We start from the raw sequence: 26,211 nt of genomic DNA on the forward strand, positions 1-26,211 counted from the left end.
TCTTATCATTAGTCAAGCGTATTTCTCATTTATTTTTCTGGAGAGCAGAATGGGCAAGGCTTCCACAGCGGTTGCTTTCCGTTCCGGCGCTCGCTTTCCGCGGGCACGGCCTCAGCCGCTTCCTTCGCTTCGCTCAGTCCAGGGTCTTCGGCTCGTGCTGTTCCCGCAGGAAAGGTATTGGCCGAAAGCAATTCGGTCACGGCCTTTGCGACGAAGCAGCGGAGCGATACAGGAGCAAATGTTTGCCCTTCGCCACCTTCCGCTTCATTCAGTTTCCATTCCTGGATTTGAAGCGGTCGAAATAAAAAATCGTGACGTATCCATTGATTTCTTGTTTAGGGGACATTGTTTAAGATATGGAGCAAAACAGCGGAGACTCCTGGGGGACCAAGCGAAGTGTCGAGATCCACTCGGACGAAGTCCCGAGTTAGCTCGGCGCAAGCCCCCCGGAAAGCGGAGCTGTTTTGCGGAATATCGGGGTGCTTAACATTTTCTCAACAAACTGAAAAAACCATTCGCAAACGCGAATGGCTTTAGAGTGGATTAGTTATTTTGGACTGGCCCGCCCTGCACGCTGATTTCAGGTGCCACGGAACCGAATTTCTTGAAGTTTTGCTGGAACGACTCTGCAAGCTCTTTTGCTTTTTTGTCGTAAGCGTCTTTATCCGCCCATGCATTCCGCGGGTTCAACACTTCTGTTGGAACGCCAGGAACTTCTGTTGGGATTTCAAAGCCGAATACCGATTCTTTTTCTGTCGGTACATTGTTCAATTCGCCTTTGATGCCAGCGCGCACCATTGAACGGGTGTAAGACAATTTCATACGGCTGCCGACGCCGTATTCGCCACCAGTCCATCCTGTGTTGACAAGGAATACCTGGACGCCGTGCTCATCGATTTTCTTGCCGAGCATTTCAGCGTAAACTGTCGCAGGCAATGGAAGGAAAGGAGAACCGAAGCAAGTGGAGAATGTTGCTTCCGGAGAAGTGACTCCGCGTTCTGTACCTGCCAACTTGGATGTATAGCCGCTCAGGAAATGATACATGGCCTGTTCTTTCGTCAATTTGCTGATTGGAGGCAATACACCAAACGCATCAGCCGTCAGGAAGACGATCGTTTTTGGATGACCCGCTACCGAAGGGTCGACGATGTTGTCGATTGCCTGGATTGGGTAGGCTGCACGAGTGTTTTCAGTCAATGAACTGTCATCATAGTCAGGGATGCGTGTTTCTGGATCCACTACGACGTTTTCCAAAACCGAACCGAAACGGATGGCATCATAAATTTGTGGTTCATTTTTGCGTGATAGATTGATTGTTTTCGCATAGCAGCCGCCTTCAATGTTGAAAACGCCGTTGTCTGACCAACCGTGTTCGTCATCCCCGATCAATTTGCGGTCTTCGTCAGCTGACAATGTGGTTTTTCCTGTGCCGGACAAACCGAAGAAAAGTGTCACATCGTCTTCTTTTCCTACGTTTGCAGAACAATGCATCGGCAAAATTCCTTTTTCAGGAAGGATGTAGTTCATAATCGAGAAAATGGATTTTTTCATTTCGCCGGCGTATTCAGTACCACCGATCAGAATGATTTTCTTTTCCATCGATACAATAATGAACGTTTCTGAATCAGTGCCGTCCACAGCAGGATCTGCCTGGAATGTCGGTGCATAAACGACTGTGAATTCCGCTTCATGAGATGCCAGTTCTTCCGCATTCGGACGGATGAATAATTGGTGGGCAAACAGGTTATGCCATGCATATTCATTGATGGTCTGGATGGCAAGGCGTGACTCAGGGTCCGCACCGGCAAAGCCTTTGAATACATACAAAGCATCTTTTTCTTTTAAGTAATTTATGACTTTCGCATATAGGTTTTCAAAAATCTCAGAAGAAATCGGGCGGTTGACGTTGCCCCAATCGATTTTATCTTTGGAAGTTTCTTCTTCGACCATGTATTTGTCTTTAGGTGAACGGCCTGTGTATTTGCCGGTCTCAGCTCTCACAGCACCTTCTCTTGTCAATACCGCTTCCCCACGGGAGGTTGCTTCTTCCACCAGACGTGGAACAGATAATTGAACGTGTACATTTGGGCCACTCAAAAGGTCCTTCAATTCATTTGCGATATTCACTGAATTCATATATTATGTACCTTCCTTTCGGTTATTCCCATAGCAATGGGGAGGATGTATATTCGAAGATTAGTATAACACATTGAGACGATTAGTCTATACTAATACCCCAGATAAATGAAAAGTTCACGATTTCCGCATATTTAGCGGACGGAAAGGGGAAAAACCGGAAATCAGGGACGGTTTCCGATGGAAAAGCGTTGACATCAGTATCCCGTTTCCGTATGATGGACAATTGAACGGATACTCTTATTCCGAGCTGGTGGAGGGGGCAGGCCCTATGAAACCCGGCAACCTGCTGCGTGCAATGCAGCGATGGTGCCAAACCTGAAGCAAGGCGCTTAGGCCTTGGATGATAAGAGTGAAAGGTGCTTATGATGATTTCTCCTTTCCTCATTTTACTATGAGAGAAGGGATTTTTTTATGTCAGTCCCTTAATCCTCGTGTACAAAGGCCACAACGGCTTGAAGTTCAATCCAGAATGTTTGGAACGGACTTGACATGGGAAACGAGTACCGTATCAATTTCGAGAGCAATCTCGCAGGATATAAGGAGGAACATTTTTGTCAAACCGTCGATTATTTACGTCAGAATCAGTAACAGAAGGGCATCCGGATAAAATTTGTGACCAAATTTCGGATTCCATATTGGATGCCATTTTAAAAGAAGATCCCAACGCACGAGTGGCGTGCGAAACAACTGTAACTACAGGACTTGTCCTGGTGTCTGGAGAAATTTCGACCAGCACGTACGTGGATATTCCGAAGGTGGTCCGTGAAACGGTCCGTGAAATTGGCTATACACGTGCAAAATACGGTTTCGATTCAGAAACGAGTGCTGTGCTGACGGCAATCGATGAACAGTCGCCGGACATTGCGGCCGGAGTCAATGTAGCACTTGAATCCCGTGAAGGCCAGATGACGGACAAGGAATTGGATGATATCGGAGCAGGAGACCAGGGCTTGATGTTCGGCTATGCCACAAATGAAACTGAAGAACTGATGCCGCTTCCTATCTCTCTGGCGCATAAACTGGCCCGCCGTTTGGCTGAAGTGCGCAAAGAAGAGATTCTTCCATACTTGCGCCCGGACGGGAAAACGCAAGTGACCATTGAGTATGATGAAAATAACCAGCCGCTCCGTGTTGATACCATCGTCATTTCGACGCAGCACCATCCGGAAGTGTCGCTGGAACAAATTCAGCGCAACATCAAAGAATATGTCATTAATGAAGTTGTTCCTGAAAAATGGATTGATGACGAAACGAAATACTTCATCAACCCGACCGGCCGATTTGTCATTGGTGGCCCTCAAGGGGATGCCGGGCTAACAGGCCGTAAGATCATCGTCGATACCTATGGCGGTTATGCCCGTCACGGCGGTGGAGCCTTCTCAGGAAAAGATGCGACAAAAGTCGACCGTTCAGCTGCGTATGCAGCCCGTTATGTAGCGAAGAACATTGTAGCTGCCGGTCTTGCAGACAAATGTGAAGTGCAATTGGCTTATGCCATCGGTGTAGCGCAGCCTGTCTCTTTGTCTTTCGATACGTTTGGTACAGGAAAAGTAAGCGAAGAGAAATTAATCGAGCTTGTTCGTGCCAACTTCGATTTGCGGCCTGCCGGCATCATCAAAATGCTGGATCTTCGCCGTCCGATTTACAAGCAGACTGCTGCCTATGGCCATTTCGGCCGCACGGATGTCGATCTTCCATGGGAACGCACAGACAAAGCATCTCTTTTGAAAGAGCAATCGGGAATTTAAATGAGAAAAGACGGCCAAGCTCAGCTTGACCGTCTTTTTTCTTATTTTTGCAGTGATTTATAATAGATGCTTTTTTCAGCGTATTCCCGGATGATGCGCTCCATGTCCTGTTTGTCGTCGTCCCTCAGTTCACGGACGACTTTTGCCGGACGGCCGAGAGCCAACACACCGGGTGGGATGATTTTGCCCGGAGGAACAAGGCTGCCGGCACCGATGAACGCGCCTTCGCCGACTTCGGCACCATCAAGGATCAATGACCCCATGCCGATCAGTGCTCCGCTTCGGACTGTACAGCCATGAAGTGTCACCTGATGGCCGATGGTTACATTGTCTTCCAGTACCAATGGGTTGTTCGGGCTTTGATGAAGCATGCACAAGTCCTGGATATTGGTTTTATTGCCAATAATGGTCGGCGCCACATCTCCCCGGATGATGGTATTGAACCATACAGAAGAGTCGGCACCGATTGTGACATCGCCTGTGATGGTGGTGTAGTCTGCTAGAAAGACAGATGGATGAATGGATGGGTGTTTGCCGTTGAATGGATAAATCATGGAAAAACTCCTTTGAGAAAGATAAGATATTCTATAATCGTACCAAAACGCCGGGAAAGGTCAAATTTGTTTTGGAGAATAGCAGCAAGCAAAAAGAAGTAGGTTCGAGTAATATAATTTATGAAACAAAGGAGGAGTTGGATGGTTTTGCGTTACAGTATTTTGGACCAATCGCCGATTTCAGAAAACAGTACACCTGGAGAAGCGTTAAAGCAGACAGCTGAGTTGGCCCAACATGCGGAAAAGTGGGGCTATACACGCTTTTGGATGTCGGAACATCATGATGCGGTAACACTTGCAGGATCTTCTCCGGAAATTCTTATTTCTCATGTGGGAGCGGTAACGAATTCAATCCGTCTCGGCTCCGGCGGTGTCATGCTCCCTCATTATTCAGCGTTCAAAGTGGCGGAGAACTTTAAACTGCTGGAAGCTTTGTATCCGGACCGCATCGATGTCGGTATCGGCAGGGCGCCAGGGGGGATGCCAAGGGCTTCTTATGCGCTGAATGAAGGAAAAAAACGCGATGTCAATCGTTTTCCGGAACAGGTAGATGAGCTGCGGATGTATTTGACGGATTCGATCCCGGAAGACCACCCGTACTATGGCATGAAAGCAACTCCTTTGACAGAACAGGTCCCACCGATTTGGATGCTTGGTTCGAGTGAAAGTTCTGCACTGCTGGCGGCAGAAAAAGGTCTGCCTTATATGTTTGCCCAATTCATCAACGGAGAAGGCGGTCAAAAATTTGCGGCCACTTACCGGGAACGCTTCAAGCCTGTTGAAGGAAGCGAACCGTATGTCGGTGTTGCAATTTTTGCAGTATGCCAGGAAACGGAGGAGGAAGCCGAGCGTGTAGCTTCTTCGCTGGATTTGGCATTGTGCATGGGAGCTCAGGGCATGCCATCAAAAGGCACACCGCCGCCGGAAAAGGCAATGGCTTATCCATATTCGAAATTCGAGAAGCTGCTGGTCGAAGAAAACCGCAGACGGATGGTTGTCGGAACACCGGAACAGGTCGGCGACCGGCTGGAACAATTGGCGGTTGCGTATGGCGCCGATGAAATAATGCTGGTTTCAAACGCGTATGATTTCAATGATAAACTAAAAAGCTTTGAGCTGATTGCACGGGAAATGCAGAAGCGGCAAGCGGCTGAATAGTATGGGAAAGCGATTTTCAGGAGCCAACTGGAAATCGCTTTTTTCTTATGAGTGAAAAAAGAAGAAAAAAATACCGATTTATTAAAAATACGTTTTCAACTCCCAAAATGGGTTAAAGGATACTAGTGACGTTGAAGGGAGGGGTGTTGTCGAGAGCCACCAGGAACTGATGATTGCAGTCGCCGGGAAATTGGCCAAATGCAGATTGGGGAATGAAGATAGAACAAGTCAATGAAGGAGGCAGTATTCATGAAAGTCACAGAAATCATGACAACTGATGTAGAAACATGCACACCTGATACGACCCTCCAGGAAGTGGCAACCAGAATGCTGGAACTCGATGTGGGTTCAATTCCTGTCAGTGATGACAATAAATTGCATGGAATCATCACGGACCGGGATATCGTGACCAGAGGCATTGCAGCCCAGTTTTCGCTCGACACGCCAGTATCACAAATACTTTCTTCAAATATGATTACAGGAACTAAAGATATGGACGTTGAAGAAGCAGCGAGCTTGATGGCGCAGAACCAAATACGCCGTCTTCCGATTGTGGAAAATAACCAAGTGGTCGGGATTGTTTCATTGGGTGATGTAGCGGTAAAAGATCCTTCCGATGCCGATGCAGAAATCGCACTGGAAGATATCTCTGAACCAGCAGAACCCGACAAGTAAGTGAACCAATTTGGAAAGAAACCAACAGCAGAAGAATGTACAGGAAGGACAGCTGCTTATTTTTAGCAGCTGTCCTTCTTTTTGAATTATGGTTTCCAATCCGGACAAAAGGTGTATATAAATAATAAAAGATTTTAAAGATTGAAAAAAGATAAAAGTTTTTGCCGCTTCAAGAAACCGCATGGCTGATCGGGAGTCCTGGCAGCCAAATAACAGGTCAATGGATGAAGTATGAATTGATTGGGGATTTTGAACTTCGGATGAAGGAGGTATCTGCTGTGTAGAACGGTATAAGAAAGGAGTATCGCCATGACTTTTTATAAAAAGCTTGGGCCTGTCTTTTGGATGCTTGCCATTGCCCTGGTTCTGTCTGCCTGCAGTGATCCCATTTACAGTGAGCTTGGTGTAAGTGCTGATGAATCGCCTTTATTCGAAGAAAAAGACCGAAGAGAAGGGGCAAAAAAGACCTTTATTATGGTAGACTTGGCTTCCGAAGGCTCCGGTGAAGACGATGCAAAAAAATCGATGGCAGACTCGTTCAGTAAACTGAAGGAAGAATATCGGGTTGCTACGATTATGCTGATTGATAAAGAGCAGGAAGACTGGTACGGCGTTTATATGGAAGACGATACGGTCATCAATTATATAAAAGCTTCTACTGAAGAGAATTTGATGGAAGAAGAAAAGGCTCTTTTGGACTTCTACAGAAGTGTGGAGGATTCCGACTTTCCGGTAATCCATTTTTCAAGTGAACCTATCTTGGATTTGAAGTATGATCATTGATGGACACTAACTGGCCTCACCGGCAACCGGAACCTGTCCACGTTGAGCAGGGTAGATTCTTTTCACTTCACCCACTCGGTTACTTCATGAAGGAAAAGCGGAAGCTCACAACCCGTGTTGTGAGCTTATTGATTGTCTTCAGTTGTCTCTGCCGCTTCGCTTTCAGTTTGTTCGGCCGGTTTTGTCTCTTCATTCAATTCCAAATGATCCTGCAATGTCTCTTTTGTTTCGGACAGCGCATTCTGGTCCAGCTGCCAGTAGTACACGCCGGTGGACATGTCATCATAGCCGGCTAAAGTAATATTTTCGATGTCCGGCTCTCCGTCCTTTCCATATTCCAGAAAGGAGCGCATGTCATCATAAGTCAGATCGGTTTTCATGTGGTCGCTGACCGCATCAATGACCCGTCCGTATTTCATAAAGGAAGAAACGGATAAAATCTCGTCCATGATGGCTTCAAGAATCATTTGCTGTCGTTTGCCTCGTTCAATATCATTGTCGTAAATGCGGGTCCTGGCCAAAGCGAGGGCTTCACGACCATTCAATGTTTGAATGCCTTCCTCCAGGACAATGGCATTTGCCACGTCGTTCTCGTCTTTTTCTGACAGGTCATAAGGTACGTCCACTTCAATACCGCCCAATGCATCCACTACTTCAATGAATGCTTCGAAATCCATACGTACATAATAATCGACAGGGACTTCAAGCAGTTCCTCCACACTTTCAATCGTGGAAACGGCTCCATTGTAACCGTATGCATGCGTGATTTTGTCTTCAAACCCGGCATCGGGAATATACGTATAGGTATCTCTTGGAATACTGACCAGTTTGACGGATTTTTCTTCATTGTTCAGTGTGGCCAGGATCAAAGCGTCGGAAAGAGTGTCTTCCTGGTCCTGATTTCTTTTTTCACTGTTGTCAATACCGATGAACAGGACAGAGATATTGTCATGCAGGGGTTCCACTTGTTTTTCCCGGAACTGTGACATTTCCCGTCCCGTCGCGTCTTCATAAGCGTTATCAGCTGCCGTCTCCACTTTTTTCAGTAAATAGACGGCGTAGACAGAGACACTAAGAAGTAAAGTAACCGTAACGGCAATAAGAATAATAATAATCGTACGTTTTTTATCAGCAGAAGGGCTTTTGGGGCTCATAGGCAGGTCTCCTCTAGTAGGATTGGGTGACTGAAAAAAGGTGTGATGGTTATAGGTTATATATTATAACGAAAATCAGCAGTTTTTTATATTAAGCTCTCTTTATATTACCATTAAAAATTGAATTTCCCGACAGGCAGAAGATTAAAATGACGCTTTTTTGAAATTTAATGAAATTCGCATACCGCCATAGAAAAGTTGGAAATTAAGCAAAGGCACTGCTGAAGAGGAAAGTGAAGAGGATGCAAGAAAGAGATATGCCAGTTTTATACATGCATGGAGAGGACATGTGCTGTAGTCGGTAAAAAAAAGAAATTCAACAGCAATAATCGTATTGCTGTCGAATTTTCTTTCTCAAGGGAAAGAGAAGGGAACGATTAATCCTCCTGCTCCAATTCTTCTATCAGTCTTTTCATTTGTTCAATTTCTTCACGTTGTGTCTCAATAATTTCATCTGCCAGCTCTCTTGCCCTAGGATTTGAAATGTTTGCCCGTTCACTTGTCAAAATGGCGATGGAATGGTGGGGAATCATCGCTTTCATCCAGCCGGTGTCCTGGATTAATACCTGACTTCTGACCAGCCAGAGGGAAAGTGCAAACACAATGGCGCTGCCTGCTAAAATCAGAGAATTCACCTTCTTATTCTTATACATCGGCCACATGAACAGCATCATGACGATTGCCATGACGGAGCCCATGATCAAAGCCATATAAATCCTTGTTTCACTGAACGTAATGTGATCAAATTGAAAAACATTTAAATACATCAGCCAATACATCAAAAAGGTGGAAGTCAGAATCATAATGCCGAACTTTACGTAGTTATTCATGAAATCCTCTCCTTCTTAGTAAATTTTAAAAGACATATTTCTTTATTTGTATACCATTTAAACCTACATATAAACTTGATGAATAATGGAGAGGTTGACCCAAAGTTTGCGCGGCTTTATATCCACGTGGTTGAATGGCCAAAGAAAGACGCTTCTGTATAAGGAGAAAACCTGTTGAAAAAGATACGAAGCAAATAAACAGCCCCTTTTTCTATACTCCAATCTATTGCACTGTCCGCAGAGACTTGCTTTTCAGTGAGGAAAGGCGGGTGATTTTTCCACAGATGGTAGAGGAATTTTTAGCGGAGGTTTTATTCGTCAAAATGAGGGAAATTCATCAAAAGAATAAAGTTGTAAAATTGAAAGGAGAGATACGCATGTTTGATTACACAGTTGAAACATCAAAAAGTAAAGACGAAGCAGTGCGTGTACTGGAGGAAAATTTGAAGGAACAGAAATTTGGCGTCTTATGGAACTTCGACCTCACCGCAAAACTTCAGGAAAAAGGAACCGACTTTGATACACCTTATACAATCCTGGAAGTCTGCAACCCGCAGGAGGCGAACCGGGTGCTGTCGGAAGATCTGCTAGTCGGCTACTTTTTGCCCTGCAAAATTGTTGTGTATGAAGAAAAGGGTACGACAAAGATCGGGATGCCAAAACCAAGTGCCTTAATCGATATGGTGCAGAACGATTCCATCAAAGAAATTGCAGTAGATATAGAAGAAAGACTGATTGGGTGCATTGATAAGACGGTCTAACAGTTGAGTCTGAAAAATTTTTAAAAGCCAATATACCCCGCCCCGTAAATGTAAAGTTAAAGATGAGGAGGAATGTCTTATGACGGTGAAATCGATATCTCCAAAAGAAGTCGCAGATCAGGTGATCAACCGGGAGCCGGTTTATGTGCTGGATGTCCGGGATAACGAGTCATCGGAAGATTGGCAAATTGAAGGCAGTCATGTTCAACTCATCAATATCCCTTTTGAACAGCTGAAGGGTTCGGATCCATCTCAATTTACAGAACTTCCGAAAGACAAACCTTTGTATACAGTGTGTGCGAAAGGCAACACTTCGCAAAAAGCTGCCGAACTATTGGCTGACAATGGATTTGGTAATGTCTATTCGATTGAAGGTGGAATGGCTGCATGGAGTGAGCAGCTGGAACCGGTCAAAATCGGAGAAGTGAGTGGAGGAGCTATTTACCAATTTGTCCGCCTGGGGAAAGGCTGCCTTTCCTATCTAATTGAATCGGACGGCAAAGCAGCTGTTGTCGATGCAAATCGGATGACGGAAGTATATGAACAGTTTGCAAAAGAACAAGGCATCGTGATTGAACAGGTACTTGATACACATTTACATGCCGATCACATCTCAGGAGGAAAAAAGCTGGCAGAAGCGAGTGATGCCGTTTATCATTTGCCGCCTCAGGATGCAGAAGAAGTCATCTTCGATTTTGAGCCGATAACTGATGGAACAAAGCTGTCTATCGGAAAAGCGACAATCGAAGCTGTATACTCGCCTGGGCATACGATCGGCAGTACGACGTTCATTGTGGATGGGAAGTACTTGTTGACCGGCGATATTCTGTTTGTCGAATCCATCGGCCGTCCTGATTTGGCAGGAAAAGCGGGAGATTGGGCCGATGATTTATATGTGACGTTGTATGAACGCTATAAAGAGCTGGCTGGGGAATTGCTTGTCCTGCCGGCACATTATGCAGATCCAAGTGAAATGAATGAAGACGGAAGCGTTTCGGAAAAGCTGAACGTTTTATATGAAAAAAATGAAGGTCTGCAGATAAAAGATGAAAACCAATTTATCAAGCGAGTGACAGAAGACTTAAAAGAACAGCCGAATGCATATGAAGAAATCCGGCAAACCAATATGGGCAGACTGAAGCCTGAACCGGAGAAAGCAAAAGAAATGGAAACCGGCCCAAACAACTGCGCTGTTTAGAACAGAAGAAACGGATAATCCTTGACACTGGGAATACGTAGTTCTAAACTGGGGCACAGGTCAACGGGTTATCCGTTTTATTTCTCAGTTCAAATACTTGCTATTATACCCAAAGGGGTATATAATTTGGTTATAGTAACGAGTGAAGAATAACAGGGAGGCAAGAAAAAGATGGAATACGATAAACAAGTGCAGAATCGTTTAAAGCGGATTGAAGGCCAGCTTAAAGGCGTCCTCCGAATGGTAGAGGAAAACGACGACTGCCGCGATGTAGTGACTCAGTTATCGGCCGTACGAAGTGCGGTGGACCGTGCCATCGGTGTAATTGTCAGTGAAAACCTGGAACAATGTGTCCGTGACAGTCTTGAAAAAGGCGAAAGCACAGATCAACTGGTGAAAGACGCAGTGAGCCTGCTTGTGAAAAGCAGATAAAAAATCCGTGAAACTTTCGGGTTGACGGATTTTTCTTTTACATGTTATTATACCCCTATAGGTATTTTGATTAAGACATGTTGTTCGAGCCGGTGAATTTTTTATTTTGACATTTATATACCCTTAGGGGTATATTGATAGGAGGAATTAACAAATGGAACAAACAAAGACAACGAACATTATTTTATTCAGTGGAGATTATGACAAAGCGATGGCTGCCTATATTATTGCAAACGGAGCTGCTGCCTATGATCATGAAGTGACAATCTTTCACACATTCTGGGGCTTGAATGCACTTCGAAAAGACAATCCACCTGCAGCGAAAAAGAACATGCTCGAAAAGATGTTTGCGAAAATGATGCCGCGCGGTGCAGATAAACTTGGGTTATCCAATATGAATATGGGCGGCATGGGGCCAAAGATGATCAAGCAGGTGATTAACAAGCACAATGCGATGACGTTGCCTCAACTGATCGAGATGGCGCAGGAACAGGACATCAATCTTGTTGCGTGCACTATGACAATGGATCTTCTCGGATTGAAACAGGAAGAACTGCTGGAAGACGTCACATATGCCGGCGTAGCTGCTTATTTGGCGGATGCTGAAGACGGCAATGTAAATTTATTCATCTAATCGGATGAAAAGAAAAGAGGGAAACGATGGATACTTGGTTAATGATTGTAATCGGGGCTGTAATCGTTTTTATCGGATACCGTGCCATATCACCGGCAAAAGGCGTAAAATCCATTTCCACAGACGAATTAAAAACGCAATTGAAGAAGAAAGATAAGCAATTCATCGATGTTCGGACGCCTGGAGAGTTCAAAGCCAACCGCATCAAGGAATTCAAAAACATTCCATTGAATGAACTACCTGGACGGGTCAGCGAACTCGACGTAAACAAAGAAACGTATGTCATTTGCCAGAGCGGCATGCGAAGCAGCAAAGCTGCTGGTATGCTGAAGAAAAAAGGGTTCGATCAAGTGATCAACGTAAGAGGCGGAATGGGAAGCTACCGCTCTTAATTCAAAGGAGGAAGAACGATGAATCGGATGACAACACAAGAAGTAAAAGAATATATGGAAAACAATAAAAATACTTCACTTATTGATGTGCGGGAAACAGAAGAAGTGAAAGCCGGAAAAATTCCTGGGGCTGTTAATATCCCTTTGGGGCTTCTTGAATTTCGTTTGCAGGATATCGATAAATCGAAAGAACATATTTTGGTGTGCCGTTCCGGCAACCGCAGTGGGATGGCTGCCAATATCCTTGAAAGCCGCGGATACAAAGTTATCAATATGGACGGCGGAATGTTGGACTGGGACGGACCAACTGAATAAGAAATATAAAATTTTTTTAACAGTAAATATACCCCGTGGGGTAATTAGGAGGAATTTAAATGATTCAAACAGATAAAATACTGGATGCAAAAGGGCTTGCATGCCCGATGCCGATTGTACGTACGAAAAAAGCGATGAAGGAACTGGAGCCGGGCCAGGTCATCGAAGTCCAGGCAACTGATAAAGGTTCGCTCGCTGACATGAAAGCATGGGCAAAAAGCAGCGGCAACCAATACCTTGGAACTTCTGAAGAAGGCGATGTGCTGAAGCATTATTTGCGCAAGGCAGATCAGTTGGAAGAAAAAGAGGAAGTGAGTTTTCCACATACCGTGACAAACGCTGAATTGCAGGAACAAATGGACCGCGACGATGTAATTGTACTCGATGTACGCGAACCTGCGGAGTATGCATTTGGCCATATCGAAGGTGCAGTTTCCATCCCGCTTGGCGAACTGGAAAACCGCGCACAGGAATTGGATGCTGAAAAAGAAGTAATCGTCATCTGCCGCACAGGCAACCGCAGTGATTTCGCCGCAAAACAACTGGCTGAAAAAGGGTTTGGCCGTGTGAAAAACGCAGTAGAAGGCATGAGCCAGTGGAACGGCATAACTGAACAAAACAACACGTAAGAAATTTAAAAAACAACTTAACTGGAGGAATTGTAAAATGGCAGGGAAAACAGCAATCATCGCATCAAACGGAACGTTATTCGATGCCTATAAAGTATATAATATCGCAACTGCAGCAGCCGCAAGTGATCACGAAGTGGCAATCTTCTTTACATTCGAAGGATTGAACTTGATCAATAAAGAAGCATATGGCCAATTGCCGCTACCTGAAGGCAAGGAACAAATTGCTGAGGGATTCGCAAAAGGCAATGTACCGGCAATCCCTGAACTGGTTGAAATGGCGCAGGAACTTGATGTGAAATTCATCGGCTGCCAAATGACAATGGATTTATTCGGCCTTGAAAAAGAAGCTTTTGTCGATGGCATTGATGTTGGTGGAGCAGTAACTTTCCTGGAATTCGCCAAAGATGCAGACGTTACATTGACATTCTAAATAAAAATTATTAACGAAAAAACTTATAGATGGGGGTATTCCAATTGACAGTAAAAGCAATGACAGCAAAAGAAGTAGCTCGTAAAGTGATTGATAACGAACCATTATTTATCCTTGATGTCCGCAACGGCGATGCGTTCGCTGACTGGAAAATCGAAGGCGGCAACATTCAGTATCTGAATACACCTTATTTTGATTTATTGGACGGTGTCGAAGAAGTGGTTTCAGAACTTCCAAAAGACAGAGATATTCTTGTCGTTTGCGCGAAAGAAGGATCTTCTGTCATGGTGGCGGAAATGCTTGATGAAGAAGGCGTCGATGCGGCGTACCTTGAAGGCGGCATGAAAGCGTGGAGTGAACACCTGGAACCAGTGAAAGTCGGCGATTTGAAAAATGGCGGAGAATTGTATCAATTCGTCCGCATCGGCAAAGGCTGCCTTTCTTATATGGCAATCTCAGACGGTGAAGCCGCTATTATCGATGCAACGCGCATGACTGATATCTTCTTGGATTTCGCGCAGGAAAAAGGTGCTGAGACCAAGCACGTATTCGATACGCACTTGCACGCAGACCACATTTCCGGAGGACGCCAGATCGCTGAAGCAACAGGTGCAACGTATTACTTGCCGCCGGCTGATGCGGAAGAAGTGGTATTCGACTATGCGGAATTGGCGGACGGACTGGAAGTCGCTATTGGCGATGCGAAGATTAAAATTGAAGCATTATACTCACCAGGGCATACAATCGGTTCGACATCATTCATCGTTGACGACCAATACTTGATGACAGGCGACATTCTGTTCATCGATTCCATCGGACGCCCTGACCTTGCAGGCCTTGCGGAAGACTGGGTAGGCGACCTTCGTGAATCGCTTTACAGCCGCTACGCGGAACTCGCTGACGAGCTTATCGTATTGCCAGCTCACTTCATGATCATGGATGAGTTAAACGCGGACGGAAGCGTCGCGAAAAAATTAGGCGACCTTTTCAAAGAAAACCACGGATTGAATATTGAAGATGAGCAGGAGTTCCGCGACATGGTAACGAAAAACCTGCCGCCGCAGCCAAACGCTTATCAGGATATCCGCAGTACAAACATGGGCAAAATCACACCTGACGAAGAAGTTCAGCGTGAGATGGAAATCGGGCCAAACCGCTGTGCGGTAAGGTAAATAGTTACAATAAAAAACTAAAAATATTGCTTCGGCGTTAAGAGATAGCTGAGATATGGAGCAAAACAGCGAAGACGCCTTGGGGATTAAGCGAAGTGCTGAGATCCACTCGGGCGAAGTGGAACGAGACCGAGTTAGCTCAGCGCGAGCCAAGTGTGGCCGAATGGAATTCGGCCGGCGCTTTGCGACGAAGCAGCGGAGCGATGCAGGAGCACGGTTTTTGGCAAGCGGAGCTGTTTTGCGGAATATCGATTACCAACTCATTTAACTATGTAAACAAACCAAAAGGAGAGATTTTGATGAACGCAGATAAAGTATTAGACGCAAAAGGATTGGCATGCCCAATGCCAATCGTGAAAACAAGAAAAGAAATGAAAGACATGGAATCCGGACAAATCCTGGAAATCCTCGCTACTGATAAAGGAGCAAAAGCTGATATGACCGCCTGGGCAAAATCAGGAGGGCACGAACTGTTGGAGACCCAAGAAGAAGGCGATGTCCTTAGATTCTGGATTAAGAAAGGCTGAAAGCAGTAAGAGGGTATCACTGTGATACCCTTTTCGCTTTTGGAAGAGGTGACAAAAGATGAGTTTTGATTTTATTATCGTCATTTTCCTGATCGGCTTCATCGGTTCCTTCATCTCCGGAATGGTCGGAATCGGCGGCTCGATCATTAAATACCCGATGCTTTTGTATATTCCGGTCATGCTCGGCTATACGGCGTTCAGTTCACATGAAGTTTCCGGCATCAGCGCCATCCAGGTGTTCTTCGCTACTATTGCGGGTGTTTGGGCGTACCGAGGCAGTGGCTATCTGAATAAAACATTGATCACCTATATGGGTGGGGCTATCCTGATCGGTAGTTTCATCGGCGGTTACGGCTCGACGCTTCTTTCGGAAGCAGCCATCAACTTCGTTTATGCGATCTTGGCGACGATTGCGGTTGTCATGATGTTCCTACCGAAAAAAGGTGTCGACGATATCCCGCTTGAACAGGTTACATTCAACAAATGGCTGGCTGCCGGACTGGCATTCATTGTCGGAATCGCAGCCGGTATCGTCGGAGCAGCGGGTGCTTTCATTTTGGTTCCGATTATGCTCGTGGTGCTGAAGATCCCGACGCGGATGACCATTGCGACTTCACTCGCCATTACATTCATATCGTCGATCGGTTCGACGGTTGGTAAGATTGTGACGGATCAGATTCTTTACGGCCCTGCGGCAGTCATGATTGTGGCAAGTATTATCGCCGCGCCGCTTGGTGCCAAGCTTGGCCAGAAGATGAATACGAAATACCTCCAGTGGATTTTGGCGCTGCTGATTCTGGGCACAGCCATTAAAATCTGGACGGATATTCTGTAGAGTGATGGAAGAAATAGAATAAGAAATGATAAAAAATATAAAAACGTGGAGTAAAGCATCGCTTTCCTCCACGTTTTTGTGTTTAAATATTCCGGTTTAGCATGCGCAGTCCATTTAAAATGACAAGAAGTGTACTGCCTTCGTGGCCAATAACACCGAGCGGTATCGTAATGGCCTGCATGAAATTTAAAATCAGCAGGAAGATGATCATCCCGACCGAAAAAAAGATGTTCTGTTTAATGATTTTCTGCATTTTCCGTGCAAGCCGTATCGAATAGGAAATACGTGATAAATCGTTCTTCATCAAAATAATATCTGCTGTTTCAAGAGCGACGTCTGTTCCTTCTCCCATAGCAATCCCGGTAGTGGCGATTGCCAAGGCAGGAGCATCGTTTATCCCATCACCGATCATGGCAACGTATTGATAGCGCTGGGTCAACTTTTTCAGTTCCTCCACTTTATCTCCAGGCATACAGCTGCCGACATACGCATCCATCCCGCTTTCTTCGGCGATGGCTTTGGCTGTTTTTTGGTTGTCGCCAGTCAGCATGATGCAGTAGATGCCAGCTTTTTGAAGATCCTGAATGGTCGATTTTGCATTGTCCCGTACCGTGTCTTTCAGTGAAATAGCAGCAGCAATGCCTTTTCCGTCTCTGACAAATGTGACGGTCTTCCCTTCATTCGCCAAACGGTTCAGCAAGCCTCCCTGAAAAGCTTCAGCTTCCTCGAGGTTTACGAAGTCCGGCTTGCCGATTTTGATTTCTTCCCCATCGATGACCGATTCCAACCCATTGCCTGGAACATCGGTTATTTGAAGGTTAGTCAGCGGAACAATGCCTTTTTCTTTTATAAATTCCGTGATCGCCTTAGCAAGGGGATGATTGGACTGGCTTTCAATGCCGGCGATTTTTCCCATCAACTTATCGGCATCCACGTCTTCACGTAACGTAAAATCAGTGACGATGGGCCTGCCGCGTGTTATTGTACCGGTTTTGTCAAAAGCAATGGCACTGACTTCCCCTAAATTTCCGAGGTGAACTCCGCCTTTGAAGACAATACCGCTTTTTGCACCATTGGAAATAGCCGCGAGCGTAGCCGGCATGATGGACGCAACAAGTGCACAGGGGGAAGCGACCACCAAAAAAAGAATTGCTCTGTAAAAAGTGGTGTCCCATTCCCAGTTGAACAAGTAATGCGGCAGGAAAAGCAAGAGGCCGAATACAACCAACACCACATTTACATAATGACCTTCAAAGCGCTCTACAAATTGCTGGGAAGGCGGCTTTTCACTTTGGGCAGATTGGACGAGATCAATGATTTTCTGGACCAGTGATTCCGTATTCGGCTTTGTCACTTCCATTGTAATGGCACCACTTAAATTGACTGTGGAAGCGAACAATTCATCAGCTGCATCTTTGGAAACAGGAACCGATTCCCCGCTGATAGTCGACTCATCCACTACTGTATGTCCCTTCAACAGTTTGCCGTCTGCAGAAATAAGTTCGCCGGGCTTAACGACCAATGCATCGCCAGGTTGTAAGGAAGAAACGGGCACGCGAGTCGTAGTGCCATTTTTGAAAAGCCAGGCTTCTTCCGGCTGAATTTCCATCAATGCCGATACTTCCTTGCTGCTTTTGTTCATAGTATAGGTTTCAAGCGCACCACTGAGCGAGAAAATAAAAATCAGAATGGCGCCTTCTGTCCAATAGCCGATGATGGAAGCACCGATAGCGGCAAGGACCATCAATAATTCCACATTGGGTTTTCGGTTTTCTATGGTCTTTTTGATGCCATATTTCGCTTTTGCATAGCCCCCGATCAAAAATGCGGAAAGGTAAGTGATTACCGACAATACTTCGATCGATTGAACTTCAAGAATATAGGCAATTACGATAAGGATCCCTGAAGCAATGGCTGCAATCAATTCGATATGTGATGTCCATATTTTCATGCATTCATCTCCTTTGGGCGAATGAAAAGGAAGCCTTTTTCAATTAATCGACATAATATATAAAAGTTTTTTCAATAAGTATAGCGCAGATTGGAGTGAAAATTGAATTTTCTCTGGATATGGAGGGGGCTCATGGCTGGAAAAAATATTCCTATAAAGGTTGTGTTTTGGGAATTCAGGTGAGACACTATTAGCATGGGGAAAACCGCTGATTGTTGAAAAACATCAGAAGAAATAATTATAAAAGAAGAATCAGCTGTCTTTATCTCACCGATTAGAAAAACAGGATAGAGAAATACTTGCTGGAAGAGACACGTCAGCTTGTGCAGAGACTTTGTTCTTTCTTTTGGCGAAAATTCTCTGGACAAGTTGATTTGTACAGTAGAAGATGAAAAAATGAAGGTTTTCATAAAACAAATGAGCAATGACTGCCTCATTAAACGAAAAAGGAGTGTTGAAAGATGTATAAAAAAATTTTATTGGCAGTGGATGGATCCGACCATTCCATTCGTGCAGCGAAAGAAGCGATAAAGATTGCACAGGGTGCTGAAGACGCACAGATTACCATAGTTTACGTGGCAGATCATAATAATGCAAAAAACGAAGTGCTGCACAGCAACAGCTCTGCTGAATTGGATTTGCAGCGGCGGAAGAAAATCCAGCCGGTGGAAGAGTCGATTGCCACAGCCAATCTCAAATACCGTGTCGAAATCCTGCATGGCACCCCGGGACCGGCCATCGTCGAATATGCCAACAAAGAAGGTTTTGACATGTTGGTCATCGGAAGCCGTGGCTTGAACTCCTTGCAGGAAATGGTACTGGGCAGTGTCAGCCACAAAGTGGTGAAACGCGCAAATTGTCCGGTTTTGATCGTAAAATAATAATCATTAAAGAATCTGGACTCCTTAAAAAGGAGTTCATGTTTCTTTTGATGGTGAATATAGAAAAAAGCGCAAAGGCGCTTTTTTTTCGTAGAATCCCACTGGCCTTCGTTTCAGTTTTCAAGATACCGGTACAGCGTAGACTTGCTGATGCCGGTCTGTTCTTTGATTTCCGCCAGGTTGTACTTCTTGCTTTCATACATCTCGATGGCCCGTTTTACATTGGCATCTGGTTTTCTTGGACGTCCTGCGTGCATCCCTTTTTGTTTTGCTTCCGACAGACCGGCTTTTGTTTTGGCACTGATGGTGTCACTTTGGAAATCAGCCAGGCAGCGGACAATTTCCGAAAAGGAAAAAGATTTTCCCTTCGAGGTGTCGATATCTTCCTGTATCGAATGGAGAAAAGCGCCTTTTTGGTCGAGTAGTTCCAGCAGTTCCACCAGGTGACGGGTGGAATCCGCGAAGGCCTGCAATTTATAGACAAAGACCCGGTCATCAATTGACAAACTCTCCAGCATCTTATCTAACTCTGCTCTCTTTTTAGGGGATGGATGATTTTCTATATAGACTTTTTTGCAACCATATTTATCAAATAGCGCCATTTGTTCTTTACAGTCGGGGTCTCCGGTAATTGGTCTTGCATAGCCGATGTGCACTTCAAAAACTCCTCACTTCACAAATTCCATTTATTATACCATATATTTTTTATGAAAAAGGACCAAAAAGGTTCCATTTAAGGAGGGTCGGTGCTAAACTGATTTCATTGTGAAAAATCCAGGTTTGCGTATATGCGTGAAACCATCAAATTATACAATAAAGAGGAGCAAGATAACGTGACACAAAATCTAAAAACACAGTGGTTTGGAAACATAAGAGGAGACATTCTGGCAGGAACTGTAGTTGCTCTTGCTTTGATTCCTGAAGCCATTGCATTCTCCATCATTGCGGGTGTTGATCCGATGGTGGGGTTATATGCCTCATTCAGTATTGCCGTCATTATTGCTTTTGTCGGCGGGCGGCCCGGCATGATTTCCGCTGCCACAGGCGCCATGGCCTTGTTGATGGTGCCGCTTGTCCGGGACCACGGCCTCGAGTACTTATTGGCCGCAACCATCCTGACAGGTGTTATCCAGATTCTCTTCGGGGTGTTCAAAGTGGCAAAAGTGATGAAATTCATTCCGCGTGCGGTGATGATCGGTTTTGTCAATGCCTTGGGGATCCTGATATTCATGGCCCAAGTGCCGCATTTTCTGGGTATCAATAACACCACTTATGTGTTCGTGGCCCTCACACTGGCCATCGTCTATATTGTTCCGCGGTTCTTCAAAGCCATTCCAGCACCGCTGATTGCACTCGTCCTTTTGACGGCGGTCGCTATTTATGGCGGTTTCGATATGCGGACCGTTGGAGATTTGGGGAACATCAGCCAGTCACTTCCGGCTTTCCTGTTGCCGAATGTGCCTTTCAATCTGGAAACGCTGATGATTATCTTTCCTTTTTCATTGGCTCTTGCCATTGTCGGTTTATTGGAGTCTCTTCTGACAGCCAATATCGTCGATGACATGACGGATACAACGAGTGATAAGAACAAAGAAGCGAGAGGGCAAGGAATTGCCAATTTCGTAACCGGCTTTTTCGGCGGAATGGCAGGCTGTGCAATGATCGGGCAGTCGATCATCAATGTCAAATCCGGCGGCCGGGGCAGATTGTCTGCACTTGTGGCGGGGATCTTGTTAATGTTCCTGATTATTGTACTGGGTAACGTAGTTATTCAGATTCCGATGCCGGTGCTGGTGGGAATCATGATCATGGTGTCCATAGGCACGTTTGACTGGTCATCGTTCAACTATTTGAAGAAAGCGCCTAAAACGGATTCCATCGTTATGGTGGCCACGGTGGCCATTGTCGTTTATACGCATGACCTGTCCATCGGTGTTTTGGCGGGCGTTTTGCTGAGTGCCATTTTCTTCGTTTCCAAAATCTCGAAGATTAAGGTCGAAAAGAAATTGTTGGATGCTGCTCATTATCAGGTAAGTGGCCAGTTGTTCTTTGCTTCAGTGGAAGATTTTCTTGAGAAGTTTGATTTTGATGTGGAAGACGAGAAAATCGTCATCGACTTTACGGACGCCCATATTTGGGATGATTCCGGAGTGGGCGCGGTGGACCGCGTCGTCCTGAAGTTTCAGGAAAACCGCAACAAAGTGGAAGTCATCGGACTCGATGCGGGCAGTCAGAAGCTGATTGATCAAATCGCCATCTTTAAAAGCGATAAAGCCAAGCTGCCGACTCATTAATTTCATACAGTGAATCATGTTAAATAAAACAGGTGGGGGAAAATGAATTATTTTCTCCGCCTGTTTTTTGATTTGTAAAAAGACTTTTGTCATTTTAAATGAAAATAATTCTCATTTAGTTATTGCAACTTCAAAACAACCTGCTATACTAAAATATGTGAGCAAGTGATAATGATTATCAATATCACTCATATTCAATAAAAAGAAAGGAGAAGGAAGCATTAGTAAAAGAAAAAATGACATGGACGAGGTGAGCCTCTGAAAGAAAGGAGCAGCTTTCAAGAAGGACAAGCACAAAAAACGAAAGTCGGAACAGACGGGACATTCACGCCAATATTCTACATAACAGTTTGTACGAAAAATAAATGAATCGTTCAATTACGATAAAAAAGGAGTCGATAAAAATGAAGAAATGGATACTCGTAACATTTACTTTGATGATGATGGCATTCTTAGTGGCATGTGGCGCAGCTGAGGAAGCTACAGAAGAAAACACTGCAGGGGCAGAAACAGAAGAAAAAGAAACCATGACGGTGACGCATGAACTGGGTGAAACCACTTTCGCCAAGAACCCGGAAAAAGTTGTAGTCTTTGACTTTGGTATCCTTGATTCCATGGATAAACTGGGTGTTGAAGCGGTTGCGGGAGTTCCACAAGGAAACATTCCTACTTACCTTGAGAAATATGAAGACACGAAATATGAAAATGTAGGGACATTGAAAGAAGCGGATTTCGAAGCCATCCATGCTTTGGAACCTGATTTGATCATCATTTCCGGACGCCAGGCATCCATGTACGAAGAATTCAGTGAAATTGCTCCAACGGTCCACATGGGAGTCGATACGACAAAATATATGGAATCTTTCACAAAAAACATGAACACACTGGGTGAAATTTTCGGTGAAGAAGAGCAGGTAAAAGAAGAACTGGCTTCCATTGAAGCTCAAATTGAAGAATTAAAATCGAATGTCAGCAGTTCTGAGGAAAAAGCGTTGATCGTTTTGGCGAATGAAGGAAAAGTAAGTGCATATGGTGCGGCATCACGTTTCGGTATGATCCATGATGTGTTCGGTGTGAAACAGGCCGACGAAGGAATCGAAGCTTCTACACATGGTCAAAGCATTTCGTTTGAATACATTTTGGATACGAATCCGGATGTCATGTTCGTAGTTGACCGCAATGCGGCAGTAGGAAACGATGCCAGTGCAAAAGAGTCGCTTGAAAACGAATTGGTGCAAAAAACAACTGCTTACCAGAATGATAAAATCATTTATCTGGATCCGGATTACTGGTACCTGTCAGGCGGCGGATTGGAATCAGTCAGCCAGATGGTCACAGGAATTCAATCTGCTTTTGAATAAGAAAAAATGACAGGTCCAAAGTAAGCGGACGAAATCTTGGGAAATATCAGGAAAGCAAACTGAATGAACAGAAAAGGGAGAAGAGATGTTGATTACTCAGCATCTTTTCTCCCCTTTTGTTTATGTAACTACAGGTACGCGAAGATTCTGCGGCTACCTGAACTGCATATGCCAACTCTTTGATGGAAGCAGATTACATCTGTATACAGCCAAGAGACAAAGCCTTCCTGTTGAGACATTTCTAATATAAGAAAGAAAAGTCGAGGCTGGTTTGTTCGCTAACAATGAATAATCAGTTAACCATTACAACATACAAGCGCCATGGCTTATGAATTTACAAACAACAAAGGTATGTTACAATAACGGACATTATGGATTGAAAGGGGTATGACTTTGATTAAAAAATGGTTTTTAGGTTTATCACTCGGCGTTTCCGTGTCTCTACTTGCCGCATGCGGCGGTGGCGACGAAGCAACTGAAAATACAAATGAGGAACCAAATACACAAGAAGAAGCGGCAGCCGGAGCTGAAGAAGGTGCTGAACAGCGGGAAATGCCAGAGCCGGATCTGAGCGGGGTACCGGACATTGTGGCAGAAGTAAATGGACAAGAAGTGACGAAGGAAGAATTTGAAACAGCTTATGCAGGACAATTCCAGCAAGCGGCCATGCAGGCGCAGATGTCTGGGCAGGAAGTTGATCAGAACCAATTGAAAGAACAAATTGCTGAAAGTTTGGTCGGTCAGGAGTTACTCATTCAGGAAGCTGGAAACAGAGGTTATAATGTTTCGGAAGATGAGATGGATAAAAGGTTAACTGACTTGGCGGCACAAAACGGACTCGAATCGAAAGAGCAGTTTCTGACGGCTCTGGAAGAACAGGGCATACCGGAAGAAGAAGTGATGTCCCAACTTGAGACACAAGTAAAAGTAAACCAGCTGATCGCTGAAGAAGCCGGCAGTGTCGAGCCGACAGAGGAAGAACTTCAGGCGCTTTATGAACAGGCAAAAGCCCAGCAGGAGCAAATGGGCGGAGAAGAACTTCCAGCGTTTGAAGAACTGAAACCGCAACTTGAAGAGCAAATCAAAATGCAAAAAGAAGGAGAAGCCACTCAAGCACTAGTTGCGAAACTTCGTGAAAACGCAGACGTCGCTGTCCATATTTAACAGATTGAAACCAGATCCGAATAGGATTTGGTTTTTTCATTCTTATTAAATTTTTACTGTATTTAAATTTGTTTACTGATTTTTGGAACTTTTCTTAAAGTACTTCGTAGAACTAATTATAAGCACTAAATAAGCAAGTTACATAACGGGACGTTGTGAGTTATCCTGTTCAACAGGAATTTATTATAAAACAGCAAGTGTGAAAGGAGATAGGAGAATGTTGGAAACAGCGGGAATTATTACATTTTTAATCGCTTTACTGATTGTCGCCGCATTGGCGGGCGTCGGTTATTATTTTTGGATGAGGTTGCGGTACCGAACGGCGAAATCCAATGAGGCGCTGATCATCACGGGGCCGAAATTGGGGGATCCGGAAAAAGACACGAATATTTTCACCGATGACGAAGGGCGTTCGATGAAAATCATCCGGGGCGGAGGATATCGCCTCAGACGCTTCCAAACTTCCACACCGGTGAATTTAACGTCGTTCCAATTGAAATTGTCGACTCCGAGGGTATATACAATTGCCGGGGTGCCGATTGTGGCGGATGCAGTGGCGATGGTCAAAGTCGCTGATACGTTGAACGGAATTGCCAATTATGCCGAGCAGTTCCTGGGAAAAGAGCAGGAAGAAATCGAAGCTGAAATCATCGAAGTACTCGGAAGTAACCTTCGCGCTATTTTATCCAAAATGACGGTCGAAGACATCAACGGCGACCGTGAAAAGTTCAATACTGATGTGCAGGAAATCGCGCAAAAGCAATTGGATCTGATGGGCTTTAAAATCACTTCTCTGGGTTTGACAGATCTACGGGATGCTGATGACGACAATGGGTATCTCGAGAATCTTGGACGGCCGCGCATCGCGGAAGTCCGCAAGCAGGCGGAAATCGCAGAAGCGGAAACAGAACGTGAAACGCGGATTCACCGTGCACGGACAGACCAGGAAGCGAAAGAGGAAGAATACAAGCGCCAGATTGCGATAGCGGAATCACGAAAAGAAAAAGACATCAAAGATGCTTCTTTCAAAGAAGAGACAGAACGCGCACGTGCGAAATCCGAGCAGTCCTATGAACTGGAAAGAGCGAAACTGGCGAAAGAAATACAGGATGAAGAGCTGAACTTGAAATTCATGGAACGGGAACGCGCCGTTACATTGGAGGAAGAGGAAAGCAAAGTCCGTAAAACGAAAGCCGATGCAGCTTATTATGAAACTACCCGTTCAGCCGAAGGGGAAGCCCGCAAGGCTGTGATTGACGGGGAAGCCAGAGCGAAAATCCAGCGGGACCAGGGTGCCGCCGAAGCCGAAGTTATCCGCGAGCGAGGAAAAGCCGAAGCCGAATCACGTAAGTTGCTGGCGGAAGCGATGGAAGAACATGGCGATGTCATCATCACCGAGAAATTGATCGACATGCTGCCTATTTTTGCTGAAAAAGTGGCACAGCCGCTGAACAATATCGATTCCGTGAAAATCATTGATTCCGGCAACGGCCAGGGCATTCCTTCATTCGGCAAAAGTGTCACCAAAACAATGGTCGACATGCAGGAGCCGCTGAAGGAAATGACCGGAATTGATGTAGGAGAACTTTTGAAATCATATGTGAACCGAGACACCCGCAAAGCGGAAGTTCCGCAGGTGGAAGCGGTGGCGGATGTCCCCGAGAAGGAAGACGCGCAAGTTGAGGAAGAAAGCGACGACAAACAATAAATATGTATAACAAAGAAGAAGACCAGGCAGCTGGTCTTCTTTTTGTGTTAAAAATTCTTGTAACTATTCTTTGGCTCATTGAGTCTATTTAAAGTAAAAGGACTGATGAGAATGAAACGCATCATAGGGGGAAGCGAATTCGTGAATGTAAAAAAGAAGCAATTCAAAAGCGCATCGATTCTTCTTTCGATTCAAAGAAAGCCCTCATAATAGCATTTGCCTGCTACTGCATTCAGTCGAGGGCCGAATCTCATAAGAAGGTCAGCTGGTTATTATCACAATGATATAAATCCCTGGTTTGACCGAGGATCAATACACTCTGTAAACTTGTCCGGTTTGGGCGCCTTCCACGCTTTTCAGATAAGCGTTTGCCGCTTTGGCGGCAGGAACAGCATTGAATCCTTTGAAAAAGGAGCCGTATTTCTCCAGTGATTCCACTAAAACGTTCGGGCTTACTGTATTGATGCGGACACCGTTTTGCAA

Annotated in this window: 26 protein-coding genes, 1 pseudogene and 1 riboswitch; of the genes and pseudogenes, 20 read left to right on the forward strand and 7 right to left on the reverse strand. The window is 45.0% G+C overall.

Annotated features, from left to right (window positions below):
- Positions 1-543: 543 nt before the first annotated feature.
- Positions 544-2,136 carry a phosphoenolpyruvate carboxykinase (ATP) gene (pckA, locus tag EEX84_RS15265; protein WP_123166515.1) on the reverse strand — a complete coding sequence of 531 codons (1,593 nt, stop codon included), beginning with the start codon at positions 2,134-2,136 and terminating at the stop codon, positions 544-546.
- 237 nt (positions 2,137-2,373) lie between these two features.
- Positions 2,374-2,489: riboswitch (SAM riboswitch) on the forward strand.
- Between the two features lie 201 nt (positions 2,490-2,690).
- Between pckA and metK the strand changes: the two genes are divergently transcribed.
- Positions 2,691-3,887: a methionine adenosyltransferase gene (metK, locus tag EEX84_RS15270; RefSeq protein WP_123166516.1), complete on the forward strand. Its 1,197-nt coding sequence runs from the start codon at positions 2,691-2,693 to the stop codon at positions 3,885-3,887.
- Between the two features lie 41 nt (positions 3,888-3,928).
- Here the strand turns inward: metK and EEX84_RS15275 are convergent, their stop codons facing one another.
- The gene (locus tag EEX84_RS15275; protein WP_123166517.1) at positions 3,929-4,441 is read right to left on the reverse strand and encodes a gamma carbonic anhydrase; all 513 of its coding nucleotides are present in this window, start codon (positions 4,439-4,441) and stop codon (positions 3,929-3,931) included.
- A 141-nt stretch (positions 4,442-4,582) separates the two neighbouring features.
- Between EEX84_RS15275 and EEX84_RS15280 the strand changes: the two genes are divergently transcribed.
- The 3 genes from EEX84_RS15280 to EEX84_RS15290 all read left to right on the forward strand — a co-directional run bounded on the left by EEX84_RS15280 (position 4,583) and on the right by EEX84_RS15290 (position 7,057).
- The gene (locus tag EEX84_RS15280; protein WP_123166518.1) at positions 4,583-5,599 is read left to right on the forward strand and encodes an LLM class flavin-dependent oxidoreductase; all 1,017 of its coding nucleotides are present in this window, start codon (positions 4,583-4,585) and stop codon (positions 5,597-5,599) included.
- 249 nt (positions 5,600-5,848) lie between these two features.
- A complete protein-coding gene (locus EEX84_RS15285; protein WP_123166519.1) occupies positions 5,849-6,274 on the forward strand; it encodes a CBS domain-containing protein in 426 nt (141 codons plus the stop codon).
- Between the two features lie 309 nt (positions 6,275-6,583).
- On the forward strand, positions 6,584-7,057 hold the full coding sequence (locus EEX84_RS15290) for a hypothetical protein (RefSeq protein ID WP_123166520.1): 474 nt from the start codon (positions 6,584-6,586) through the stop codon (positions 7,055-7,057).
- A 125-nt stretch (positions 7,058-7,182) separates the two neighbouring features.
- On the opposite strand, the gene EEX84_RS15295 is transcribed toward EEX84_RS15290, so the two are convergent.
- Positions 7,183-8,211, reverse strand: coding sequence for an LCP family protein (locus EEX84_RS15295; protein WP_123166521.1), 1,029 nt, complete (start codon positions 8,209-8,211; stop codon positions 7,183-7,185).
- 377 nt (positions 8,212-8,588) lie between these two features.
- Entirely contained in the window at positions 8,589-9,041 is a 453-nt protein-coding gene (locus EEX84_RS15300) for a DUF305 domain-containing protein (protein ID WP_123166522.1), read from the reverse strand.
- A gap of 377 nt (positions 9,042-9,418) precedes the next feature.
- Here EEX84_RS15300 and EEX84_RS15305 point away from each other — a divergent pair, with 377 nt between their 5' ends.
- The 11 genes from EEX84_RS15305 (at position 9,419) to EEX84_RS15360 (ending at position 16,369) form a co-directional block, all read left to right on the forward strand.
- Positions 9,419-9,802 carry a DUF302 domain-containing protein gene (locus EEX84_RS15305; RefSeq protein ID WP_123166538.1) on the forward strand — a complete coding sequence of 128 codons (384 nt, stop codon included), beginning with the start codon at positions 9,419-9,421 and terminating at the stop codon, positions 9,800-9,802.
- A 79-nt stretch (positions 9,803-9,881) separates the two neighbouring features.
- Entirely contained in the window at positions 9,882-11,000 is a 1,119-nt protein-coding gene (locus EEX84_RS15310; protein WP_123166523.1) for an MBL fold metallo-hydrolase, read from the forward strand.
- A 171-nt stretch (positions 11,001-11,171) separates the two neighbouring features.
- Positions 11,172-11,432 (forward strand): metal-sensitive transcriptional regulator, encoded by a 261-nt coding sequence (locus EEX84_RS15315; RefSeq protein WP_123166524.1) that lies wholly within the window; start codon positions 11,172-11,174, stop codon positions 11,430-11,432.
- A gap of 154 nt (positions 11,433-11,586) precedes the next feature.
- The gene (locus EEX84_RS15320) at positions 11,587-12,066 is read left to right on the forward strand and encodes a DsrE/DsrF/DrsH-like family protein (RefSeq protein WP_123166525.1); all 480 of its coding nucleotides are present in this window, start codon (positions 11,587-11,589) and stop codon (positions 12,064-12,066) included.
- A 26-nt stretch (positions 12,067-12,092) separates the two neighbouring features.
- Positions 12,093-12,458, forward strand: coding sequence for a rhodanese-like domain-containing protein (locus EEX84_RS15325; RefSeq protein WP_123166526.1), 366 nt, complete (start codon positions 12,093-12,095; stop codon positions 12,456-12,458).
- Between the two features lie 18 nt (positions 12,459-12,476).
- The gene (locus EEX84_RS15330) at positions 12,477-12,773 is read left to right on the forward strand and encodes a rhodanese-like domain-containing protein (protein WP_123166527.1); all 297 of its coding nucleotides are present in this window, start codon (positions 12,477-12,479) and stop codon (positions 12,771-12,773) included.
- Positions 12,774-12,832: 59 nt separating this feature from the next.
- The gene (locus EEX84_RS15335; RefSeq protein WP_123166528.1) at positions 12,833-13,402 is read left to right on the forward strand and encodes a sulfurtransferase TusA family protein; all 570 of its coding nucleotides are present in this window, start codon (positions 12,833-12,835) and stop codon (positions 13,400-13,402) included.
- Positions 13,403-13,439: 37 nt separating this feature from the next.
- Positions 13,440-13,835 (forward strand): DsrE/DsrF/DrsH-like family protein, encoded by a 396-nt coding sequence (locus EEX84_RS15340; RefSeq protein ID WP_101802247.1) that lies wholly within the window; start codon positions 13,440-13,442, stop codon positions 13,833-13,835.
- 44 nt (positions 13,836-13,879) lie between these two features.
- Entirely contained in the window at positions 13,880-15,007 is a 1,128-nt protein-coding gene (locus EEX84_RS15345; RefSeq protein WP_123166529.1) for an MBL fold metallo-hydrolase, read from the forward strand.
- 299 nt (positions 15,008-15,306) lie between these two features.
- Positions 15,307-15,534, forward strand: coding sequence for a sulfurtransferase TusA family protein (locus EEX84_RS15355; RefSeq protein WP_123166531.1), 228 nt, complete (start codon positions 15,307-15,309; stop codon positions 15,532-15,534).
- 58 nt (positions 15,535-15,592) lie between these two features.
- Complete coding sequence (locus EEX84_RS15360; protein WP_123166532.1) at positions 15,593-16,369, forward strand: sulfite exporter TauE/SafE family protein; 777 nt, start codon at positions 15,593-15,595, stop codon at positions 16,367-16,369.
- A gap of 82 nt (positions 16,370-16,451) precedes the next feature.
- Here the strand turns inward: EEX84_RS15360 and EEX84_RS15365 are convergent, their stop codons facing one another.
- Positions 16,452-18,320, reverse strand: a complete 1,869-nt coding sequence (locus tag EEX84_RS15365; protein ID WP_123166533.1) for a heavy metal translocating P-type ATPase — start codon at positions 18,318-18,320, stop codon at positions 16,452-16,454.
- A gap of 461 nt (positions 18,321-18,781) precedes the next feature.
- Here EEX84_RS15365 and EEX84_RS15370 point away from each other — a divergent pair, with 461 nt between their 5' ends.
- Positions 18,782-19,201 carry a universal stress protein gene (locus EEX84_RS15370; protein ID WP_123166534.1) on the forward strand — a complete coding sequence of 140 codons (420 nt, stop codon included), beginning with the start codon at positions 18,782-18,784 and terminating at the stop codon, positions 19,199-19,201.
- Positions 19,202-19,314: 113 nt separating this feature from the next.
- On the opposite strand, the gene EEX84_RS15375 is transcribed toward EEX84_RS15370, so the two are convergent.
- A complete protein-coding gene (locus EEX84_RS15375) occupies positions 19,315-19,857 on the reverse strand; it encodes a recombinase family protein (RefSeq protein ID WP_123166535.1) in 543 nt (180 codons plus the stop codon).
- Between the two features lie 132 nt (positions 19,858-19,989).
- Here EEX84_RS15375 and EEX84_RS15380 point away from each other — a divergent pair, with 132 nt between their 5' ends.
- The 4 genes from EEX84_RS15380 to EEX84_RS15395 all read left to right on the forward strand — a co-directional run bounded on the left by EEX84_RS15380 (position 19,990) and on the right by EEX84_RS15395 (position 25,728).
- Positions 19,990-21,495, forward strand: a complete 1,506-nt coding sequence (locus tag EEX84_RS15380) for a SulP family inorganic anion transporter (RefSeq protein ID WP_420812586.1) — start codon at positions 19,990-19,992, stop codon at positions 21,493-21,495.
- 404 nt (positions 21,496-21,899) lie between these two features.
- Positions 21,900-22,856 (forward strand): siderophore ABC transporter substrate-binding protein, encoded by a 957-nt coding sequence (locus EEX84_RS15385; RefSeq protein WP_123166536.1) that lies wholly within the window; start codon positions 21,900-21,902, stop codon positions 22,854-22,856.
- Positions 22,857-23,243: 387 nt separating this feature from the next.
- Entirely contained in the window at positions 23,244-24,020 is a 777-nt protein-coding gene (locus tag EEX84_RS15390) for a SurA N-terminal domain-containing protein (RefSeq protein ID WP_192892989.1), read from the forward strand.
- Between the two features lie 220 nt (positions 24,021-24,240).
- Positions 24,241-25,728, forward strand: a complete 1,488-nt coding sequence (locus tag EEX84_RS15395) for a flotillin family protein (RefSeq protein WP_123166540.1) — start codon at positions 24,241-24,243, stop codon at positions 25,726-25,728.
- A gap of 309 nt (positions 25,729-26,037) precedes the next feature.
- On the opposite strand, the pseudogene EEX84_RS16710 reads toward EEX84_RS15395, so the two are convergent.
- A pseudogene (locus tag EEX84_RS16710) lies at positions 26,038-26,211 on the reverse strand (short chain dehydrogenase); the annotation flags it as partial.

The organism is Planococcus salinus (genome assembly GCF_003719725.1).
GTDB classification, from domain to species: domain Bacteria; phylum Bacillota; class Bacilli; order Bacillales_A; family Planococcaceae; genus Planococcus; species Planococcus salinus.

Coding starts and splice junctions, on each gene's coding strand:
- pckA (WP_123166515.1), bottom strand. CDS start 2,136: ATGAATTCAGTGAATATCGCAAATGAATTGAAGGACCTTTTGAGTGGC.
- EEX84_RS15275 (WP_123166517.1), bottom strand. CDS start 4,441: ATGATTTATCCATTCAACGGCAAACACCCATCCATTCATCCATCTGTC.
- EEX84_RS15280 (WP_123166518.1), top strand. CDS start 4,583: ATGGTTTTGCGTTACAGTATTTTGGACCAATCGCCGATTTCAGAAAAC.
- EEX84_RS15285 (WP_123166519.1), top strand. CDS start 5,849: ATGAAAGTCACAGAAATCATGACAACTGATGTAGAAACATGCACACCT.
- EEX84_RS15290 (WP_123166520.1), top strand. CDS start 6,584: ATGACTTTTTATAAAAAGCTTGGGCCTGTCTTTTGGATGCTTGCCATT.
- EEX84_RS15295 (WP_123166521.1), bottom strand. CDS start 8,211: ATGAGCCCCAAAAGCCCTTCTGCTGATAAAAAACGTACGATTATTATT.
- EEX84_RS15300 (WP_123166522.1), bottom strand. CDS start 9,041: ATGAATAACTACGTAAAGTTCGGCATTATGATTCTGACTTCCACCTTT.
- EEX84_RS15305 (WP_123166538.1), top strand. CDS start 9,419: ATGTTTGATTACACAGTTGAAACATCAAAAAGTAAAGACGAAGCAGTG.
- EEX84_RS15310 (WP_123166523.1), top strand. CDS start 9,882: ATGACGGTGAAATCGATATCTCCAAAAGAAGTCGCAGATCAGGTGATC.
- EEX84_RS15315 (WP_123166524.1), top strand. CDS start 11,172: ATGGAATACGATAAACAAGTGCAGAATCGTTTAAAGCGGATTGAAGGC.
- EEX84_RS15320 (WP_123166525.1), top strand. CDS start 11,587: ATGGAACAAACAAAGACAACGAACATTATTTTATTCAGTGGAGATTAT.
- EEX84_RS15325 (WP_123166526.1), top strand. CDS start 12,093: ATGGATACTTGGTTAATGATTGTAATCGGGGCTGTAATCGTTTTTATC.
- EEX84_RS15330 (WP_123166527.1), top strand. CDS start 12,477: ATGAATCGGATGACAACACAAGAAGTAAAAGAATATATGGAAAACAAT.
- EEX84_RS15335 (WP_123166528.1), top strand. CDS start 12,833: ATGATTCAAACAGATAAAATACTGGATGCAAAAGGGCTTGCATGCCCG.
- EEX84_RS15340 (WP_101802247.1), top strand. CDS start 13,440: ATGGCAGGGAAAACAGCAATCATCGCATCAAACGGAACGTTATTCGAT.
- EEX84_RS15355 (WP_123166531.1), top strand. CDS start 15,307: ATGAACGCAGATAAAGTATTAGACGCAAAAGGATTGGCATGCCCAATG.
- EEX84_RS15360 (WP_123166532.1), top strand. CDS start 15,593: ATGAGTTTTGATTTTATTATCGTCATTTTCCTGATCGGCTTCATCGGT.
- EEX84_RS15365 (WP_123166533.1), bottom strand. CDS start 18,320: ATGAAAATATGGACATCACATATCGAATTGATTGCAGCCATTGCTTCA.
- EEX84_RS15370 (WP_123166534.1), top strand. CDS start 18,782: ATGTATAAAAAAATTTTATTGGCAGTGGATGGATCCGACCATTCCATT.
- EEX84_RS15380 (WP_420812586.1), top strand. CDS start 19,990: ATGCGTGAAACCATCAAATTATACAATAAAGAGGAGCAAGATAACGTG.
- EEX84_RS15385 (WP_123166536.1), top strand. CDS start 21,900: ATGAAGAAATGGATACTCGTAACATTTACTTTGATGATGATGGCATTC.
- EEX84_RS15390 (WP_192892989.1), top strand. CDS start 23,244: ATGACTTTGATTAAAAAATGGTTTTTAGGTTTATCACTCGGCGTTTCC.